The following is a 17,452-nucleotide window of genomic DNA, read 5'->3' on the forward strand; positions in this document are numbered from 1 at the left end:
AAGATCATATCATTTATTTTCCCAAAAATTTTAAATGTTTTCTAAATATTCCTTTTTTGTGTCACAACGCATATTAGGAAGCAACGCCATGAAAAAAGAGTGGTTTGCCGCTAAGGAATTGGCAGGTCTTGAGGGGTTACCGTCATCACCACAAGGAGTAAACCTCATGGCTAAACGTGAGGGATGGGAGCAGCGTCGCCGTCGTGGTGTTCAGGGAAAGGCGGTGGAATATCATATTGAAAGTTTACCCAGTACGATACTGAACTCATTACAACTCAGGGAGGAGCCAGCGCAATATACGCCGGTACGGCAAGACCCAGTGAACATATGGATAGAAGCCTATTATCAACTCACTGAAGCTGAACGTGCACAGGTCATCGCATTTTTGCTGCGTGAAGGGATTGGGGCGTTAATGAAACGCTTGGTTTGAGAATAAAAAGGTGTCAGTGCGGGAGTAAAAAGAAACTCGGGCAGTAACGTCCCGAGTTTCTATATGGTTTCTTAAAATGCGCGCTGTACGGCAATATGTGCCAGCCCTTCTAGTGCTAGCCGATATTCACTTTCTGGCAGGATCTGTAATGCGGCAATGGCTTTATCTGCCTCTTCTTCGGCGCGCTGACGAGTGTAGTCCAGTGAGCCACACTGCTGCATTGCGACCAACACAGGCTCGAGTAGATGGCGGCCACTACCCTGTTCAATGGCTTGGCGAATCATTGTTTCTTGCTCTGGAGTACCATTACGCATCGCATGTAGCAATGGGAGTGTCGGCTTACCTTCGTTCAGGTCATCACCGGTATTTTTACCCAAGGTGGTGCCATCAGAGCTGTAATCGAGCAGATCATCAATCAACTGGAAAGCGGTTCCCAGATAGCGGCCATAATTCTGCAATGCCAACTCCTGCTCTTCACTGGCATCCGCTAATACAGCCGCTGATTGTGAGGCCGCTTCGAACAAGCGGGCTGTTTTGCTGTAAATGACCTGCATATAATTTTCTTCAGTGATATCAGGGTTATTACAGTTCATTAACTGCAACACTTCACCTTCAGCAATGACATTCGTCGCTTCTGACATCAATGTAAGAACACGCAGAGACTCTAGGCTCGTCATCATCTGGAATGAGCGAGTATAGATATAGTCGCCCACCAATACGCTGGCAGCATTACCAAATGCCGCATTTGCTGTGGCCTTGCCACGGCGCATATCGGACTCATCAACCACATCATCATGCAGCAGTGTTGCCGTGTGGATAAATTCAATCAATGCTGCGACAGTGATATGCTTACTGCCCTGATAGTGTAAAGCTCGAGCGACCAACACGGCGATCATGGGGCGGATTCGTTTTCCACCGCCACTGATGATGTAATGGCCCAATTGATTGATAAGGACAACATCAGAGTTCAATTGCTCGAGAATTGTTGTGTTTACTGCCGCCATATCTGGCGCGGTTAACTCGATAATCTTTTCTAGGTTCATTGTTATATTCAGCTGTTTTTCTCTTTAACTGCGATGAGATTACCGCCCACATTATTACATGACGTTCCCTGAGACCATGATTGTACTTGAAAAATCCAGCAAATAAACGAGATGTAAGAAACTGTGCTTTTTTTCTTCTCTTGTGCTGATTATATACTTGTCATTCACTACGTTTTTGCGTAGAATTCGCGCCCTATTGTGAATATTTATAGTGCGCTCTGGACTACAAAAGTGGAGTGTGCGGAAAGCGGAGTTTTATATGTACGCGGTTTTCCAAAGTGGTGGTAAACAACACCGAGTAAGCGAAGGTCAGACCATTCGCCTGGAAAAGCTGGACATCGCAACTGGTGAAACTGTTGAGTTTGACCAAGTTCTGATGATTGCTAACGGTGAAGAAATCAATATCGGCGCTCCTTTAGTCGATGGTGGCAAGATCAAAGCTGAAGTGGTAGCTCACGGTCGTGGCGAGAAGATTAAGATTGTTAAATTCCGTCGTCGTAAGCACTACCGTAAGCAGCAAGGTCATCGTCAGTGGTTCACTGATGTTAAAATCACCGGCATCAGCGCTTAAGATTTAGGAGAGCGGACAAATGGCACATAAAAAGGCTGGTGGCTCGACCCGTAACGGTCGTGACTCCGAAAGTAAACGTCTTGGCGTAAAACGTTTTGGCGGCGAAGCAGTATTGGCAGGCAGCATCATCGTTCGTCAGCGTGGAACTAAATTCCACCCAGGCACCAACGTAGGTTGCGGTAAAGACCATACTCTGTTTGCTTTGTCTGACGGTAAAGTCAAGTTCGAAATTAAAGGCCCGAAAAACCGTAAGTTTATCAGCATCGAAGCTGAATAAGTCTTTCGCGTCTTGTAAATAGATATAAGCCCTGCAATTTTGTTGCGGGGCTTTTTACATTTCTGGTTTCTCCCACCCGGTAAAAAATGGATACGAAACAGCAGGCTGGTTTAGGTATTTTTCTGGCATTAACCACTGCCGTATTCTGGGGTGCGCTGCCGATTGCAATGAAGCAAGTGCTTGAGGTTATGGAGCCTTTTACCATTGTCTGGTATCGCTTTACCATGGCGGCTATCGGCTTGGGGATCATTCTGGCTTCGCGTCGTCAATTGCCATCCCTTAAACTTTTTCGCCAACCTCGCTGGCTGCTATTACTGATCGTTGCGACCTGTGGCCTGCTGGGGAACTTCATCTTCTTCAGCTCATCATTACAATACCTTAGTCCGACGACATCTCAGGTTATTGGGCAACTCTCACCGGTAGGGATGATGATTGCCAGTGTGCTGATTTTAAAAGAGCGGATGCGCGTCACTCAGGTCATTGGCGCGGGTATGCTGATTTGTGGTCTGCTGCTATTTTTTAATACCAGTCTGCATGAAATATTTACCCGCCTGACTGATTACACGCTTGGCGTAGTATTGGGCGTCTGTGCAGCAGCGGTCTGGGTCAGTTATGGTGTCGCCCAGAAAGTGTTATTAAGACGTATGGCATCGCAACAGATATTATTATTGCTCTATGTTTTGTGCGCACTTGCACTGTTCCCAATGGCAAAACCAGCCGTTATTTTTCAGCTCAATGGGTGGCAGTTCGCCTGTTTACTGTTTTGTGGGGTTAATACTCTGGTCGGTTATGGTGCTTTAGCTGAAGCCATGGCCCGCTGGCAGGCCGCGCAGGTGAGTGCGCTGGTCACATTAACACCGTTGTTTACCTTGTTTTTTTCAATTTTATTGGCGCTGATTTGGCCCGATAATTTCGTCGCACCATCCCTCAACCTGGTGGGATATGTGGGGGCATTTGTCGTGGTGGCTGGCGCTATGTTCTCTGCCATTGGGCATCGTTGGTGGCCACGTCGGGCAGAAATAAGCCTGGTGATACCGCCAAAATAGCCGTTCGGTGTGCTCTGTTTGTCGAGGTATCGATAAGCTGTCAGCTGCCATCTTAGCCAAGAGGGTGCTTTTTTCGGGTTGATTGTCTATTTTTAATACAGATGAAATTTCCTATAGAAGCGAGTATAATACGCGCCCTTGTTCGTGCCGGTTCTGGTGCGTTCGTGTTTTTACGATATGCTGTATACGCTTGGTGTATCACGAGAGCTAGAAAATACGCCGAAAAGAACCGATAAAGTTAATGTAAAACAAGTAGATAAAATCTATTGGTTTTTTACGGAGAAAGTAAATGAAGTTTGTAGATGAAGCTACAATTTTGGTTGTAGCCGGTGACGGTGGTAACGGTTGTGTTAGCTTCCGCCGTGAAAAATATATCCCGAATGGTGGCCCTGATGGTGGCGACGGTGGCGACGGTGGCGATATTTATCTGTTGGCTGATGAAAACCTCAACACACTGATTGATTACCATTTTGTGAAATCTTTCCGTGCTGAACGTGGGCAGAATGGTCAGAGCCGTGACTGTACTGGTAAACGAGGTAAAGATATCACCATTAAAGTCCCTGTCGGTACACGCATACTGGATCAGGGAACCGGTGAGATTGTGGGTGATATGACCCGCCATGGTCAGCGCCTGATGGTCGCAAAAGGGGGGTTCCACGGATTAGGTAATGCCCGTTTCAAATCCTCAGTTAACCGTGCCCCGCGCCAGAAAACCATGGGTACTGAAGGCGAGACCCGTGATCTGACGTTAGAGCTGTTGCTATTGGCTGATGTTGGGATGCTGGGGCTACCTAATGCCGGTAAATCTACCTTTATCCGCGCAGTTTCTGCCGCTAAGCCAAAAGTTGCTGACTATCCATTTACTACCCTGATCCCAAGCCTGGGTGTGGTGCGTATGGATTACGAGCAGAGCTTTGTGGTTGCCGATATTCCTGGTTTGATTGAAGGCGCTTCAGAAGGTGCTGGCCTGGGTATTCGCTTCCTGAAACATTTGGAACGTTGCCGCGTGCTGTTGCATTTAGTGGATTTGGCGCCGATTGATGAGTCTGATCCGGTCCAAAATGCCAAAATTATTATCAATGAGTTGCAGCAATACAGTGAAAATCTCGCTGAGAAGCCACGTTGGCTCGTTTTCAATAAGATTGACCTGGTAGACCCAGAAGAGGCTGAAACCCGCGCTAAAGCTATTGTAGAAGCTCTGGGATGGGAAGGTAAGTATTATATGATCTCTGCTGCGAATCGCGAAAACGTGAATGCGCTGTGCTGGGATGTAATGAACTTCATTAATTCACAGCCAAAAGAGATGGCTATTGCTGAAAGCGCGCCAGAAAAAGTTGAATTCATGTGGGATGATTATCACCGTGAACAACTGGCTGAAGTGGAAGCAGAAGCGAAAGCAGAAGAAGACGATGATGATTGGGATGAAGAAGACGACGACGGCGTAGAGTTCATCTACGAACGCTAATTTCCCCCCATGAAGACTCGGTAATACCGCATGATTCGAACAAGGGCTGCCATTTTGTGGTGGCCCTTTTGTTTGAGCTGATATCAGCTAAATTTAGGCAACACCTTGCTATGGGTGGTTGCAGGTATCCAGCATTGCGCTTTTAACCCGGAACGGTCAGTGCGGTTTTCCAGTGTTAGCCTACCTTGGTGTAACTGAACTGTGCGGATCACGATATTCAATCCTAAACCACTGCCTCCGTAGCGCTGATCCATGCGACGGAAAGCTTGGGTCAGCTCACCGGCTTGTTCTTGCTTTATTCCTGGCCCCTCATCGATGACTTGTAACAGTGCGCCCTGAGTTTCAGCGGAGAGTTTGACCCAAATTTGGCTAGCTACCGGGCTATAGCGATGTGCGTTCTCAACCAGATTACGCAGCATCAAACGCAGCAAAGTGGCGTCACCCTCTGTTTGGGCGCGAGGGGGAAGTTCCCACATGATGGTTTGTTGGCGAAGCGCACACATCTCCTCCAACTCCTCTTGCAGCGGTTTCACCACATTTTCAACCCAATCCAGTGTTTGATACAGGCCGCTGGCAAAATTCTGCCCCGCTCTGGACAACATCAGTAATTGTTCGATGGTATGCATTAACAAGTCGATACGGTTAATGAGCGACTGACTTTCCGTGATCCCCTGTTGCTCCATCAACTCAAGGTGCAGGCGGATCCCGGCAAGGGGTGTGCGCAGCTCATGTGCAGCATCTGCGGTAAACAGGCGCTCCTGTTGAATGGTATTCGCCAGGCGGGATAACAACTGGTTCAGTGTCGAGGTTACAGAGACAATTTCTTGCATATCACTGTTAACAACCACAGGTGTGAGATTATCAGCCGAACGCTCTGCCAATTTTTGCTGCAACTGATCGAGTGGGCGGATAATCCAACTGATTGCCCAAAAAGAGAGCAATAAGGTGATGGTCATCATGATGAGCGAGGGGGCAAGCAGTGAAGCAACAGCTTCCGCTATCTCTTTGTCAACCCGCTCATTACGCACTTTGGCGCTCAGGGTCTCATCAACCAGAAAGCTTATTTGCTCCTGACTTTCATGCCATAGCCAGAATGCACTGATCAACTGAGTAACCAGCAATATTAGCGCCAGCATTAAGATTAGGCGGCGGCGCATACTGATCATGATGGTGTTTCCAGGCGATAGCCAACACCACGGATGGTGCGGATACGATCTTTACCTAATTTACGGCGCAGATTATGGATATGCACTTCTAGTGTGTTGGAGCCGAGATCATCATTCCAGGTGTAGAGATCCTGCTGCAACAATTCACGATTGACGGTTTGGCCAGCTCGCATGATTAAGCGCGAGAGGATCGCAAACTCTTTGGGGGTGATCTCCAGCGGCTGATCCTGCAACCACACTTGCTGGGTGGATAAGTTGAGGCTCAGGTCATCTTGTTGCACCAAATTATCACTCTGCCCTTGGTAGCGGCGAATCAGCGCGCGAACACGGGCCAGTAACTCAGCGAGCGCGAATGGCTTGATTAGGTAATCGTCCGCACCCGCATCCAGCCCGTCAACCCTGTCTTCGAGCGCATCACGGGCCGTGAGTATCAGCACTGGCAGAGTGACATGTTGACGACGCCATTGGCGTAGCAATACAGCACCATCCTGATCCGGCAAGCCGAGATCGAGAATGACCATGCTGTACTGACTGCTTTGTAACAAACCCTGCGCTTCTGCTGCCGTACCGGCACAGTCACAGGCGTAGCCCTCGCTGGTCAGTGCCATTGCGATGCCTCGTTGCAGCAGTTCATCATCCTCAACAATCAGTAGTTTCATGGTTCTCAGTTATTCTGATAAATATCTTTATACAGGCGGCTTTCGAAGCGGACCAATGGCGCCCGACGATTTTTTTGATCTTCTGGTGGGACCGCGTAGCCGGACAAAAATTGTACAAATGCCATGCGTTGCCCACTGGCCGTGGTGATAAATCCGGCTAAATTGTACACGCCTTGCAGTGCACCCGTTTTCGCCGACACTTTGCCGTCAACGCCCGCTTCATGTAGCCCGCCACGATAGCGTAACGTGCCGTCATAGCCGGAAAGTGGCAGCATTGAAATAAAGTTAAGCTCTTGATCATGCTGAGCAATATATTGCAAAGCCTGCATCATAGTTGCTGGTGAAATCAAATTATGGCGTGATAAGCCAGATCCATCCACAACAATGCTGTTGCCCAGATCCACCCCCGCTTTCTGACGTAAAACCTGCCGCACTGCATCAGCACCCGCACGCCACGTGCCTGGCACCCCAAAACGCTGATGGCCAATTGTTCTGAAAACAGTATCGGCAATCATATTGTCCGATTTTTTTAGCATGATTTTTAGTAAATCATGCAGCGGCGCTGATTGGGTTTGTGCCAACACATTTCCTGCCGGACTCGGTGTTGTCTGACGGCGCAGGCTGCCATCAACCTGGATATCACCCTTTTTCAGCTCGTCTTTCAAAATAGCCCCGGCATAGCTGGCCCCATTTTGCACGGCGAAGGCCAGTGGCAGCGGTTCACTGCGCTGAGTTAGGCAACCGGTGAGTGTGAAGCGGTTTAACTCGCCAGGAACGACGTCTAATTCACAATATTGTGCATCAGGCGAGCCTTTGGCTAAGGTGCGGACTTCACTGAACATCTGCACCGGATAGTAGGAGGCGACCCGAATAAACGCCATGTCACCTGGGTTCGGCGCGCTGTAAAGAGAGACCGAAAAGCAGTTACGATCGACGATGGCCGCAGCAGGAGGCGCACTAAAGCATTGCGTCATATCGTTCCATGGCCAACCAGGTGCTTTGTCATGGCTGGCAAAAACGGAGGTATCAATAATTAAGTCACCGGCAACTTGCTTAACACCCGCTTTTCTTAAGGTGGCAACCATATTTCGCAACTGTTGGCGTGTTAACGTGGGGTCACCATCAAAACGGGCAATTAAGTTACCCCGCAATACACCATCAGTTATCGTGCCATGGCTTTCTAACGTGGTCACGAAGCGAAAGTCTGGGCCGAGCTGTAATAACGCAGCCAGGGCTGTCAGTACTTTTTGTGTACTGGCGGGTAACGCCATCTGCTGAGCGTGATAGTCTATTGCCGGGCTGGTCGCCCCGATTTTTTGTACGATTAGTGCAAGATTTGCCCCATCAGGCAGATACTGTGTGTAATTTTCGACCTGAGCCGCATTGGCGTTAGATATGCTGATATTGAGCGCAATAGCACAGGCCAATCCACTGACAATTCGTGAAAAATGCATAATTTCGGTATAACTGCTGGATAATGTGTTGCCATACTACGGTGCAACGAGGGCGAAAGTAAACGATGACCCTAAAGGAACTCTACGTTAAAATGCATATCAAAATGCAAAATTGATCCTGACTTGGGTTTTTTGCTCCAGGAGTGATTATTTTTGTTGATCACCAGGAGATGAGTAGGATATCAAGCTAACCATATTTTCATTCGATGACGTTAGGATGACGGTTTTTGAACAGGATAGATTTAGAGGTATTTAAAAGATGAAACAGATTCCGATGACGGTACGTGGCGCAGATAAACTGCGTGAAGAACTGGATTTTTTAAAAGGCGTTCGTCGCCCTAAAATTATTTCTGATATTGCCACTGCCCGTGAGCATGGCGATTTGAAAGAAAATGCGGAATATCACGCAGCCCGCGAACAGCAAGGGTTCTGTGAAGGCCGTATTCAAGAAATTGAAGCAAAGCTCTCCAATGCGCAGGTGATTGATATCACTAAAATGCCAAATAATGGGCGCGTTATTTTTGGTGCCACGGTTCGTGTCTTAAATGTGGATATCGAAGAGGAGCAGCAGTATCGGATTGTGGGTGATGATGAAGCTGATTTTAAGCAAAATCTTATTTCAGTTAACTCACCTATCGCTCGTGGCCTGATTGGTAAGGAAGTCGATGACGTCGTTGTTATTCGAACTCCAGGCGGCGAAGTAGAATATGAAATTCTTAGCGTGGATTATGTGTAATACTTGTTCATCTGAGCAGATATTTCGCATTATTTCTCAAAAATGAAGTTGTAAAGAAAAGTAAAAGGCCGCATGCGGCCTTTTATCAGAACAAAGTGCATGGCACCTTTTCTCTAAAACAAGCGTCACTTAACGCGGTAAAATAATTTTGCGCTCTTTCGCTGGGCGATAAAGCACTAAAATATTACCGATGATTTGGACGTTAACGGCACCGGTTTCACGCACGATGGCATCAGCAATTAGGGCTTTGGTTTCACGCTCTTCAGCAGTGATCTTCACCTTAATAAGTTCATGATGTTCCAGCGTTTGTTCGATTTCAGCCAGCACACCTTCGGTTAATCCGTTATTGCCCAGCATCACTACTGGTTTTAACGGATGGGCCAAGCTTTTCAGGTGCTGTTTTTGTTTGTTATTCAGATTCATCGTCTTTTTTGCTTAAGTTGGGATTGAAAACGGTTCATTCTACCGCCATCTCATGTGTATCACCAAATCGGTCTACGTCGATGGGGAGTTTACGCGAGCTAAGCAATAGATGCGCGGACTCTTAATTAAGATAGTTGGAAAAATAGATGTCTAATAAAAAGCGTTCGGGTAGCTCCAGTCGCTGGTTGCAAGAACACTTTAGCGATAAATACGTCATTCAGGCGCAGAAAAAGGGGCTACGCTCTCGCGCCTGGTTTAAACTTGATGAAATACAACAGAACGATAAACTTTTTAAGCCCGGTATGACCGTTGTCGATTTAGGCGCGGCACCTGGTGGCTGGTCCCAATATGTTGTAACCCAGATCGGGGGTAAAGGGCGGATCATTGCATGTGATCTTCTACCAATGGATCCTATTGTTGGTGTCGATTTCCTTCAGGGCGATTTTCGTGATGAACTGGTTCTGAAAGCTTTACTTGAGCGCGTTGGGGATAAAAAAGTTCAGGTGGTCATGTCTGATATGGCCCCGAATATGAGTGGTACTCCGGCAGTCGATATACCTAAATCAATGTATCTGGTTGAATTAGCTTTGGAAATGTGTCGAGATGTACTTGCACCAGGCGGAAGTTTCCTGGTGAAGGTGTTTCAGGGAGATGGCTTTGATGAATACCTACGGGAAATTCGCTCCCTGTTTACGAAAGTTAAGATTCGTAAGCCAGACGCTTCTCGTGCGCGATCGCGTGAAGTGTACATTGTAGCGACAGGGCGGAAACTGTAGTACCCTAACGCTGTTTGTTAACACAGTTGTAATATGAGGTTAATCCCTTGAGTGACATGGCGAAAAACCTAATTCTCTGGTTAGTTATTGCAGTCGTACTGATGTCTGTATTCCAGAGCTTTGGACCCAGCGAATCGAATGGCCGTAGAGTGGATTACTCTACTTTCATGTCCGACGTAACCCAAGAACAGGTTCGTGAAGCACGTATCAATGGACGTGAAATCAACGTCAGTAAAAAAGATAACAGCAAATATACGACTTTCATTCCGGTCAACGATCCAAAGCTGTTAGATACCTTATTGACTAAAAATGTGAAAGTTGTTGGTGAGCCGCCGGAAGAGCCGAGCTTGCTGGCATCTATCTTTATTTCTTGGTTCCCAATGCTGTTGTTGATTGGGGTCTGGATCTTCTTTATGCGTCAAATGCAGGGCGGCGGCGGCAAAGGGGCAATGTCCTTTGGCAAGAGCAAGGCCAGAATGCTGACCGAAGATCAGATAAAAACCTCTTTTGCTGATGTTGCTGGTTGTGACGAAGCAAAAGAAGAAGTCAGTGAATTGGTTGAATATTTGCGCGAACCAAGCCGTTTCCAGAAGCTGGGCGGTAAGATTCCGAAAGGCGTGTTAATGGTCGGTCCTCCAGGGACAGGTAAAACCTTGCTGGCGAAAGCCATTGCAGGTGAAGCCAAAGTGCCATTCTTCACCATCTCCGGTTCTGACTTTGTAGAAATGTTTGTTGGTGTGGGTGCATCCCGTGTCCGTGACATGTTTGAGCAGGCTAAGAAAGCCGCGCCTTGTATCATCTTTATTGATGAAATTGATGCGGTAGGCCGTCAGCGTGGCGCTGGATTGGGTGGTGGTCATGACGAACGTGAACAAACCCTGAACCAAATGCTGGTCGAGATGGATGGCTTTGAAGGTAACGAAGGCATCATTGTCATCGCAGCAACTAACCGTCCAGACGTTCTTGACCCAGCTTTGCTGCGCCCAGGTCGTTTCGACCGTCAGGTGGTGGTTGGTTTACCGGATGTCCGTGGTCGTGAACAGATTCTGAAAGTCCACATGCGCCGTGTGCCATTAGATACTGATATTGATGCTTCCGTGATAGCTCGTGGTACACCAGGTTTCTCTGGTGCTGACCTGGCGAACCTGGTCAATGAAGCCGCACTGTTTGCCGCTCGCGGTAACAAACGCGTCGTTTCAATGGTTGAGTTTGAGAAAGCGAAAGACAAAATTATGATGGGTGCGGAACGTCGCTCCATGGTAATGACAGAAGCACAGAAAGAATCTACGGCATACCATGAAGCAGGGCACGCGATCATTGGTCGCCTGGTGCCTGAGCATGACCCAGTACATAAAGTGACGATCATTCCACGTGGTCGTGCGCTGGGTGTGACCTTCTTCTTACCAGAAGGTGATGCGATCAGTGCTAGCCGTCAGAAACTGGAAAGCCAGATCTCTACCTTGTATGGTGGTCGTCTTGCTGAAGAGATCATTTATGGCCCGGAAAAAGTCTCTACCGGTGCATCAAATGATATCAAGGTTGCTACGTCTATCGCGCGTAACATGGTGACACAGTGGGGCTTCTCCGAGAAGTTGGGGCCATTGCTGTATGCTGAAGAAGAGGGGGAAGTATTCCTCGGTCGTTCCGTCGCAAAAGCCAAACATATGTCCGATGAAACAGCGCGTATTATCGATCAGGAAGTTAAATTGCTCATCGAGCGTAACTATCAGCGTGCACGTAAATTGCTGTTAGAAAACATGGATGTTTTACACTCCATGAAAGATGCGCTGATGAAGTATGAAACGATTGATGCGCCGCAGATTGATGACTTGATGAATCGCAAAGAAGTTCGACCGCCAGCCGGTTGGGATGATGCGAGCAAAGCTAAATCATCTGACAATGACAGTACGCCAAAGGCACCTACGGCGGTTGAAGAACCACGTACGCCAAGCTCGGGCAATACAACGCCAGGCAACACAACGCCAGGCAACACAAATAGCATGCCAGAGCAGTTGGGTGATAAGTAAGTCAACAGTTGGCATCTAAAAGCGTTGTGATTAATATAAACCTCGGGCTTGCTCGGGGTTTTTCTTTTTCTTCTATCGATTTCTCTTTTTTTATTGATATAGCATCAAAGTGAATTGCCACTTTTAAGGCGTGAACACATGCATTTAACTGCCAGAGGCCGGGTTTTGGATCTCTCTCACCCACAAGTGATGGGTATTTTGAATGTCACTCCAGATTCATTTTCGGATGGTGGACATCACAACAATCTCGATAAAGCATTGCAACATGCTCAACTGATGTTATCCGCAGGTGCTACTCTGATTGATATTGGTGGTGAATCCACGCGCCCTGGTGCTTTGGAAGTCAGCGAGCAAGAAGAGCTTGATCGGGTGGTACCTGTCGTCGAAGCGCTGGCAAACCGCTTTGATGTTTGGCTCTCTGTTGATACATCGAAAGCGGCGGTAATCGCAGAATCGGCTCGTGCTGGTGCCCACTTGATCAATGATATTCGTTCATTGCAAGAACCTGGCGCACTTGAAGCGGCCGCCCAGAGTGAGTTGCCAGTATGCCTAATGCATATGCAAGGGCAACCGCAAAGTATGCAGCAATCACCTCATTACGACGACCTACTGGCCGATATAAACCAGTTCTTTAAGCATCATATTGAACGTTGTGTTGCGGCCGGTATCGCAAAAAACAAATTGTTACTCGACCCAGGCTTCGGTTTCGGTAAAAATCTGGCGCATAATTACCAGCTCTTGGCACGTTTGGCCGAACTTCACCATTTTGAATTGCCACTATTGGTGGGTATGTCGCGAAAAACGATGGTTGGTCAGCTACTAAATGTTCCGCCACAACAGCGGGTTATCGGCAGTGTCGCTTGCGCTGTCATTGCAGCAATGCAAGGCGCGCAGATTGTCAGAGTGCATGATGTCAAAGAAACCGTCGAGGCGATGCGTATCGTCGAGGCAACACTTTCAGCGAAGGGATAGAGATAAATTATGAGCGACCGTAAATACTTTGGTACAGATGGCATTCGCGGCAAAGTGGGTGAGAGTCCGATTACGCCTGATTTTGTATTAAAGCTCGGCTGGGCTGCCGGTAAGGTACTGGCGCGACATGGTTCTCGTAAGATTATTATCGGTAAAGATACGCGTATTTCAGGTTATATGCTGGAGTCAGCGCTCGAAGCTGGTCTGGCAGCCGCTGGGCTATCAGCATCATTCACTGGCCCGATGCCAACCCCGGCTGTTGCTTATCTGACCCGAACCTTCCGTGCTGAGGCGGGGATCGTCATTTCAGCGTCCCACAACCCCTTCTATGACAATGGCATCAAATTCTTCTCAATTGATGGCACCAAACTGCCTGATGATGTTGAAGAGGCGATTGAAGCAGAGATGGAAAAACCATTAACCTGCGTAGAATCCGCTGAATTGGGTAAAGCAAATCGTATTGTTGATGCTGCTGGCCGTTACATCGAGTTTTGTAAGGGAACATTCCCGAGTGAACTCAGTTTGAATGAGCTGAAAATTGTGGTCGATTGCGCTAATGGGGCAACTTACCATATCGCGCCAAGTGTCTTGCGTGAACTCGGCGCAACAGTGATCACCATCGGCTGTGAGCCGGATGGGATGAATATCAATGAAGAGTGTGGTGCCACGGATGTCCGCTTGCTACAAGAGCGGGTACTTGCCGAAGGCGCACATGTTGGTCTGGCATTTGACGGTGACGGTGACCGGTTGATGATGGTCGATCACTTGGGTAACAAAGTCGATGGCGACCAAATTCTTTATATCATTGCCCGTGAGGGTTTACGCCAAGGGCAGCTTAAAGGTGGTGCTGTTGGCACGCTGATGAGCAATATGGGCCTGCAACTGGCGCTGAAAGAGCTAGGTATTCCTTTTGTTCGTGCCAAAGTGGGTGACCGCTATGTATTGGAAGCGATGCAGGAAAAAGGCTGGCGCATTGGTGCTGAAAACTCAGGCCATGTGATCTTATTGGATAAAACGACTACGGGTGACGGTATTGTGGCAGGTTTGCAAGTGCTCACCGCGATGGTACGCAACCATATGAGTCTGCATGATCTGTGCAGTGGCATGAAGTTATTACCGCAAATCTTGGTGAATGTGCGCTTCTCTGGTGAGCATAATCCACTAAAATCAGATAGCGTTGAAGAAGTTACTCGCCAAGTTGAAAAAGAACTGGGTGATCGTGGCCGGGTGCTGCTGCGCAAATCAGGGACCGAGCCACTAATCCGAGTCATGGTTGAAGGTGATGCAGAAGAGTCACTGATTGCCGAAATGGCTAACCGAATTGCTGATGCAGTAAAGGCAGCAGGTTAATCAAATTTGTGAGGGAGGGGCCACTTCCCCTGAAAAATGCGCCGAGGTTGGATGAGTTGGCGCTTTTTTCTGCAAATAGAACGGTGTAATGAAATTGCCCTTGCGTGTATCAGACGCTTTGGTTAGTATTCACACCCGCTTAAGTGGGTGAATAAGTCCCCGCTGATGGGTGAGAAGCATTTAGCATGCGGTGACCCCGCAAGGATACAGGTACAACTATGTACGAAGCTCTTCTGGTATTTTTCTTGCTGATTTCGATTGGGCTAGTTGCTCTGATCATGTTGCAGCAAGGTAAAGGCGCGGATATGGGAGCCTCATTCGGAGCAGGTGCATCTGCAACTCTGTTCGGTTCGAATGGTTCCGGTAACTTTATGACCCGTATGACGGCTGTATTGGCGGCGCTGTTCTTCGTCATTAGCTTAATTTTGGGCAATATGAGCACCAACCAGGGCCATAAAGGCAGCGAGTGGGAAAACCTGGGTCAGCCAGCAAAAACTGAGCAGACTACAGCTCCGGCAGCGCCAGTAACGCCGAGTAGTGATATCCCGAAATAATGTTTTAAAAGCAGTCAGTAGTAAAAGACAAAAAGAGAGTTTTAAGATGGTTGCAACGACTTAAACAGTAAAAACAACCATTTAAATCAGTGCCGGGGTGGTGGAATTGGTAGACACGCTACCTTGAGGTGGTAGTGCCCGATTGGGCTTACGGGTTCAAGTCCCGTCCTCGGTACCAAATAAGTCAGATAACTTGCTTTTTTGTCTTGATCAACGTAATATTTGCCACGTTTTCGGACGCGGGGTGGAGCAGCCTGGTAGCTCGTCGGGCTCATAACCCGAAGGTCGTCGGTTCAAATCCGGCCCCCGCAACCACTTTCCTAAAGTGTTTTTTTTCAAATGTTGTATTCGGTAGACCTCAGATACTTTCGATTTCAATTTGAAAAAAATACTTGTCAGAAAGTTGTACCGAAGCCGCTTTGCGGCAAACAGGGTCCAGTTGCATAAAGCCCCGAATTTCGGGGTTTTTTGTTATTTGACAGCAGAATCACTGGGCTATTAGGCCCTTTTTTTATGTCTTGGGGGTGGGCTTGTCCACATTAGAACAAAAGTTAACAGAGATAATTTCAGCACCGGTTGAGGCCTTAGGCTACGAATTAGTCGGCATCGAGTTCATCCGGGGGCGCCAATCGACGCTACGAATCTATATTGATAGTGACGACGGAATCACTGTTGATGCTTGTGCTGATGTCAGCCACCAGGTCAGCGCTGTATTGGACGTAGAAGATCCAATTACGGTAGCTTACAACTTAGAAGTTTCCTCTCCGGGCCTTGATCGTCCCATGTTCACCGCTGAACACTATACTCGTTACCTCGGTGAAGAAGTCACTCTGGTTTTGCGTATGGCAATGCAGAACCGCCGTAAATGGCAGGGCATTATCAAAGCGGTTGATGGTGAAATGATCACTGTTACTGTGGATGGAAAAGATGAAGTGTTCGCACTGAGCAACATCCAGAAAGCGAATCTGGTACCCCACTTTTAAAGTTTGGATGAGGCAACTAGGATGAACAAAGAGATTCTGGCTGTTGTAGAAGCAGTTTCCAATGAGAAATCCCTTCCGCGCGAGAAGATTTTTGAGGCGTTGGAAACAGCTCTAGCGACAGCGACCAAGAAAAAATACGAACAAGAAATTGAAGTTCGCGTCAGTATCGACCGTAAGACCGGTGATTTTGACACTTTCCGCCGTTGGGTCGCTGTTAATGAAGTCACGATGCCAACACGTGAAATCACGTTAGAAGCCGCTCAATATGAAGACCCTTCGCTCCAGTTGGGTGATTATGTCGAAGACCAGATTGAATCTGTTACTTTTGACCGCATTACGACTCAAACGGCCAAACAAGTTATCGTACAAAAAGTGCGTGAAGCTGAGCGGGCCATGGTTGTTGAGCAGTTCCGCCAGTATTTGGGCGAAATTGTCACTGGTATAGTGAAAAAAGTTAACCGTGACAGTATTGCGCTGGACCTGGGCAACAACGCTGAAGCTGTTATTGGTCGTGAAGACATGCTACCGCGTGAAAACTTCCGTCCAGGCGACCGTATCCGTGGCGTTCTGTATGATGTGCGCCCAGAAGCTCGCGGTGCGCAGCTGTTTGTCAGCCGTTCACGTCCTGAAATGCTGATTGAACTGTTCCGTATTGAAGTACCGGAAATCGGCGAAGAATTGATCGAAATTAAAGCAGCTGCCCGTGATCCGGGTTCGCGTGCTAAAATTGCGGTCAAAACCAACGACAAACGTATCGACCCAGTCGGTGCTTGCGTCGGGATGCGTGGTGCCCGTGTTCAGGCTGTTTCCAGCGAACTTGGTGGCGAGCGCATTGATATTGTATTGTGGGATGATAATCCAGCCCAGTTTGTTATTAACGCCATGGCGCCAGCTGATGTTGCGTCTATTGTGGTTGATGAAGACAGACACACGATGGATGTTGCCGTTGAAGCCAGTAATCTGGCACAGGCAATTGGCCGTAACGGTCAGAACGTACGTTTAGCAGCACAATTGAGTGGCTGGGAACTGAACGTAATGACGGCGGACGATCTTCAGGCGAAGCATCAGGCCGAGGCTCATGCCGCTATTGATACCTTCACCAAATATCTTGATATCGATGAGGACTTTGCCACTGTATTGGTAGAGGAAGGTTTCTCTTCTCTGGAAGAGTTGGCTTACGTGCCGATGAAAGAACTTCTGGAAATCGATGGTCTTGACGAAGATACGGTTGAAGCGCTGCGTGATCGCGCCAAAGCTGCATTGACCACGCTGGCCCTGGCACAAGAAGAGAGTCTTGGCGACCAAAAACCCGCTGATGACCTGCTGAACCTAGCGGGTCTGGAACGTAGCATGGCATTCAAATTGGCTGCGCGCGGTGTGTGTACGCTGGAAGATCTTGCCGAGCAGGGTATCGACGATCTGGCAGATATTGAAGGGCTTAGCGATGAGCAGGCCGGCGAGCTGATTATGGCCGCACGTAATATCTGTTGGTTTGGCGATAACGCGTAATAAACTGTAGC

The 17,452-nt window shown here is 48.1% G+C and carries 18 protein-coding genes and 2 tRNA genes; 15 read left to right on the forward strand and 5 right to left on the reverse strand.

The annotated features are described in order from the left end of the window. The first annotated feature begins 88 nt into the window (after positions 1-88). Positions 89-430, forward strand: a complete 342-nt coding sequence (locus HRK25_RS08475; protein ID WP_032897128.1) for a DNA-binding protein — start codon at positions 89-91, stop codon at positions 428-430. A 71-nt stretch (positions 431-501) separates the two neighbouring features. Here the strand turns inward: HRK25_RS08475 and ispB are convergent, their stop codons facing one another. Next, positions 502-1,473 carry an octaprenyl diphosphate synthase gene (gene ispB, locus HRK25_RS08480; RefSeq protein WP_005272615.1) on the reverse strand — a complete coding sequence of 324 codons (972 nt, stop codon included), beginning with the start codon at positions 1,471-1,473 and terminating at the stop codon, positions 502-504. A 259-nt stretch (positions 1,474-1,732) separates the two neighbouring features. Here ispB and rplU point away from each other — a divergent pair, with 259 nt between their 5' ends. The 4 genes from rplU (at position 1,733) to cgtA (ending at position 4,832) form a co-directional block, all read left to right on the forward strand. Beyond that, positions 1,733-2,044: a 50S ribosomal protein L21 gene (gene rplU, locus HRK25_RS08485; protein WP_004707048.1), complete on the forward strand. Its 312-nt coding sequence runs from the start codon at positions 1,733-1,735 to the stop codon at positions 2,042-2,044. A gap of 19 nt (positions 2,045-2,063) precedes the next feature. Next, positions 2,064-2,321 (forward strand): 50S ribosomal protein L27, encoded by a 258-nt coding sequence (gene rpmA, locus HRK25_RS08490; protein WP_005272614.1) that lies wholly within the window; start codon positions 2,064-2,066, stop codon positions 2,319-2,321. 86 nt (positions 2,322-2,407) lie between these two features. Next, positions 2,408-3,367 (forward strand): DMT family transporter, encoded by a 960-nt coding sequence (locus HRK25_RS08495; protein ID WP_005272613.1) that lies wholly within the window; start codon positions 2,408-2,410, stop codon positions 3,365-3,367. Between the two features lie 289 nt (positions 3,368-3,656). Further along, a complete protein-coding gene (gene cgtA / locus HRK25_RS08500; protein WP_005272612.1) occupies positions 3,657-4,832 on the forward strand; it encodes an Obg family GTPase CgtA in 1,176 nt (391 codons plus the stop codon). A gap of 83 nt (positions 4,833-4,915) precedes the next feature. On the opposite strand, the gene pmrB is transcribed toward cgtA, so the two are convergent. From pmrB to dacB, 3 genes are read right to left on the reverse strand one after another with little or no spacing between them, the layout of a single operon-like run. Then, positions 4,916-5,998 (reverse strand): two-component system sensor histidine kinase PmrB, encoded by a 1,083-nt coding sequence (gene pmrB / locus HRK25_RS08505; RefSeq protein ID WP_032897125.1) that lies wholly within the window; start codon positions 5,996-5,998, stop codon positions 4,916-4,918. Beyond that, positions 5,995-6,657 (reverse strand): two-component system response regulator PmrA, encoded by a 663-nt coding sequence (gene pmrA, locus HRK25_RS08510; protein ID WP_005272609.1) that lies wholly within the window; start codon positions 6,655-6,657, stop codon positions 5,995-5,997. The genes pmrB and pmrA overlap by 4 nt, the downstream gene beginning before the upstream one ends. A gap of 5 nt (positions 6,658-6,662) precedes the next feature. Beyond that, the gene (gene dacB, locus HRK25_RS08515; RefSeq protein WP_005272607.1) at positions 6,663-8,111 is read right to left on the reverse strand and encodes a serine-type D-Ala-D-Ala carboxypeptidase; all 1,449 of its coding nucleotides are present in this window, start codon (positions 8,109-8,111) and stop codon (positions 6,663-6,665) included. 259 nt (positions 8,112-8,370) lie between these two features. Here dacB and greA point away from each other — a divergent pair, with 259 nt between their 5' ends. Beyond that, positions 8,371-8,847, forward strand: a complete 477-nt coding sequence (gene greA, locus HRK25_RS08520) for a transcription elongation factor GreA (protein ID WP_004875420.1) — start codon at positions 8,371-8,373, stop codon at positions 8,845-8,847. A 129-nt stretch (positions 8,848-8,976) separates the two neighbouring features. Here the strand turns inward: greA and yhbY are convergent, their stop codons facing one another. Continuing rightward, positions 8,977-9,270, reverse strand: a complete 294-nt coding sequence (gene yhbY / locus HRK25_RS08525; RefSeq protein ID WP_004389225.1) for a ribosome assembly RNA-binding protein YhbY — start codon at positions 9,268-9,270, stop codon at positions 8,977-8,979. Positions 9,271-9,416: 146 nt separating this feature from the next. Between yhbY and rlmE the strand changes: the two genes are divergently transcribed. The 9 genes from rlmE (at position 9,417) to nusA (ending at position 17,441) form a co-directional block, all read left to right on the forward strand. Continuing rightward, entirely contained in the window at positions 9,417-10,046 is a 630-nt protein-coding gene (rlmE, locus tag HRK25_RS08530) for a 23S rRNA (uridine(2552)-2'-O)-methyltransferase RlmE (protein ID WP_005272605.1), read from the forward strand. Positions 10,047-10,102: 56 nt separating this feature from the next. Beyond that, complete coding sequence (gene ftsH, locus HRK25_RS08535) at positions 10,103-12,073, forward strand: ATP-dependent zinc metalloprotease FtsH (RefSeq protein WP_032897121.1); 1,971 nt, start codon at positions 10,103-10,105, stop codon at positions 12,071-12,073. A 138-nt stretch (positions 12,074-12,211) separates the two neighbouring features. Next, positions 12,212-13,045, forward strand: a complete 834-nt coding sequence (folP, locus tag HRK25_RS08540) for a dihydropteroate synthase (protein WP_005272600.1) — start codon at positions 12,212-12,214, stop codon at positions 13,043-13,045. 9 nt (positions 13,046-13,054) lie between these two features. Further along, positions 13,055-14,395 carry a phosphoglucosamine mutase gene (gene glmM / locus HRK25_RS08545; RefSeq protein WP_005272598.1) on the forward strand — a complete coding sequence of 447 codons (1,341 nt, stop codon included), beginning with the start codon at positions 13,055-13,057 and terminating at the stop codon, positions 14,393-14,395. A gap of 218 nt (positions 14,396-14,613) precedes the next feature. Further along, complete coding sequence (secG, locus tag HRK25_RS08550) at positions 14,614-14,949, forward strand: preprotein translocase subunit SecG (protein WP_032897119.1); 336 nt, start codon at positions 14,614-14,616, stop codon at positions 14,947-14,949. 91 nt (positions 14,950-15,040) lie between these two features. After that, positions 15,041-15,127, forward strand: a tRNA-Leu gene (locus HRK25_RS08555). 60 nt (positions 15,128-15,187) lie between these two features. Continuing rightward, positions 15,188-15,264, forward strand: a tRNA-Met gene (locus HRK25_RS08560). A gap of 215 nt (positions 15,265-15,479) precedes the next feature. After that, positions 15,480-15,932, forward strand: a complete 453-nt coding sequence (gene rimP / locus HRK25_RS08565; RefSeq protein WP_002222054.1) for a ribosome maturation factor RimP — start codon at positions 15,480-15,482, stop codon at positions 15,930-15,932. A gap of 21 nt (positions 15,933-15,953) precedes the next feature. Then, entirely contained in the window at positions 15,954-17,441 is a 1,488-nt protein-coding gene (gene nusA / locus HRK25_RS08570) for a transcription termination factor NusA (RefSeq protein WP_004875413.1), read from the forward strand. Positions 17,442-17,452 lie beyond the last annotated feature (11 nt).

Source organism: Yersinia bercovieri ATCC 43970 (assembly GCF_013282745.1).
GTDB lineage: Bacteria > Pseudomonadota > Gammaproteobacteria > Enterobacterales > Enterobacteriaceae > Yersinia > Yersinia bercovieri.

Bases quoted from the DNA above. Each gene is read 5' to 3' on its own strand.
- ftsH (WP_032897121.1), top strand. From the start codon at position 10,103: ATGGCGAAAAACCTAATTCTCTGGTTAGTTATTGCAGTCGTACTGATG.
- rpmA (WP_005272614.1), top strand. From the start codon at position 2,064: ATGGCACATAAAAAGGCTGGTGGCTCGACCCGTAACGGTCGTGACTCC.
- glmM (WP_005272598.1), top strand. From the start codon at position 13,055: ATGAGCGACCGTAAATACTTTGGTACAGATGGCATTCGCGGCAAAGTG.
- HRK25_RS08475 (WP_032897128.1), top strand. From the start codon at position 89: ATGAAAAAAGAGTGGTTTGCCGCTAAGGAATTGGCAGGTCTTGAGGGG.
- rplU (WP_004707048.1), top strand. From the start codon at position 1,733: ATGTACGCGGTTTTCCAAAGTGGTGGTAAACAACACCGAGTAAGCGAA.
- greA (WP_004875420.1), top strand. From the start codon at position 8,371: ATGAAACAGATTCCGATGACGGTACGTGGCGCAGATAAACTGCGTGAA.
- pmrB (WP_032897125.1), bottom strand. From the start codon at position 5,998: ATGATCAGTATGCGCCGCCGCCTAATCTTAATGCTGGCGCTAATATTG.
- yhbY (WP_004389225.1), bottom strand. From the start codon at position 9,270: ATGAATCTGAATAACAAACAAAAACAGCACCTGAAAAGCTTGGCCCAT.
- pmrA (WP_005272609.1), bottom strand. From the start codon at position 6,657: ATGAAACTACTGATTGTTGAGGATGATGAACTGCTGCAACGAGGCATC.
- HRK25_RS08495 (WP_005272613.1), top strand. From the start codon at position 2,408: ATGGATACGAAACAGCAGGCTGGTTTAGGTATTTTTCTGGCATTAACC.
- ispB (WP_005272615.1), bottom strand. From the start codon at position 1,473: ATGAACCTAGAAAAGATTATCGAGTTAACCGCGCCAGATATGGCGGCA.
- nusA (WP_004875413.1), top strand. From the start codon at position 15,954: ATGAACAAAGAGATTCTGGCTGTTGTAGAAGCAGTTTCCAATGAGAAA.
- folP (WP_005272600.1), top strand. From the start codon at position 12,212: ATGCATTTAACTGCCAGAGGCCGGGTTTTGGATCTCTCTCACCCACAA.
- dacB (WP_005272607.1), bottom strand. From the start codon at position 8,111: ATGCATTTTTCACGAATTGTCAGTGGATTGGCCTGTGCTATTGCGCTC.
- rlmE (WP_005272605.1), top strand. From the start codon at position 9,417: ATGTCTAATAAAAAGCGTTCGGGTAGCTCCAGTCGCTGGTTGCAAGAA.
- secG (WP_032897119.1), top strand. From the start codon at position 14,614: ATGTACGAAGCTCTTCTGGTATTTTTCTTGCTGATTTCGATTGGGCTA.
- cgtA (WP_005272612.1), top strand. From the start codon at position 3,657: ATGAAGTTTGTAGATGAAGCTACAATTTTGGTTGTAGCCGGTGACGGT.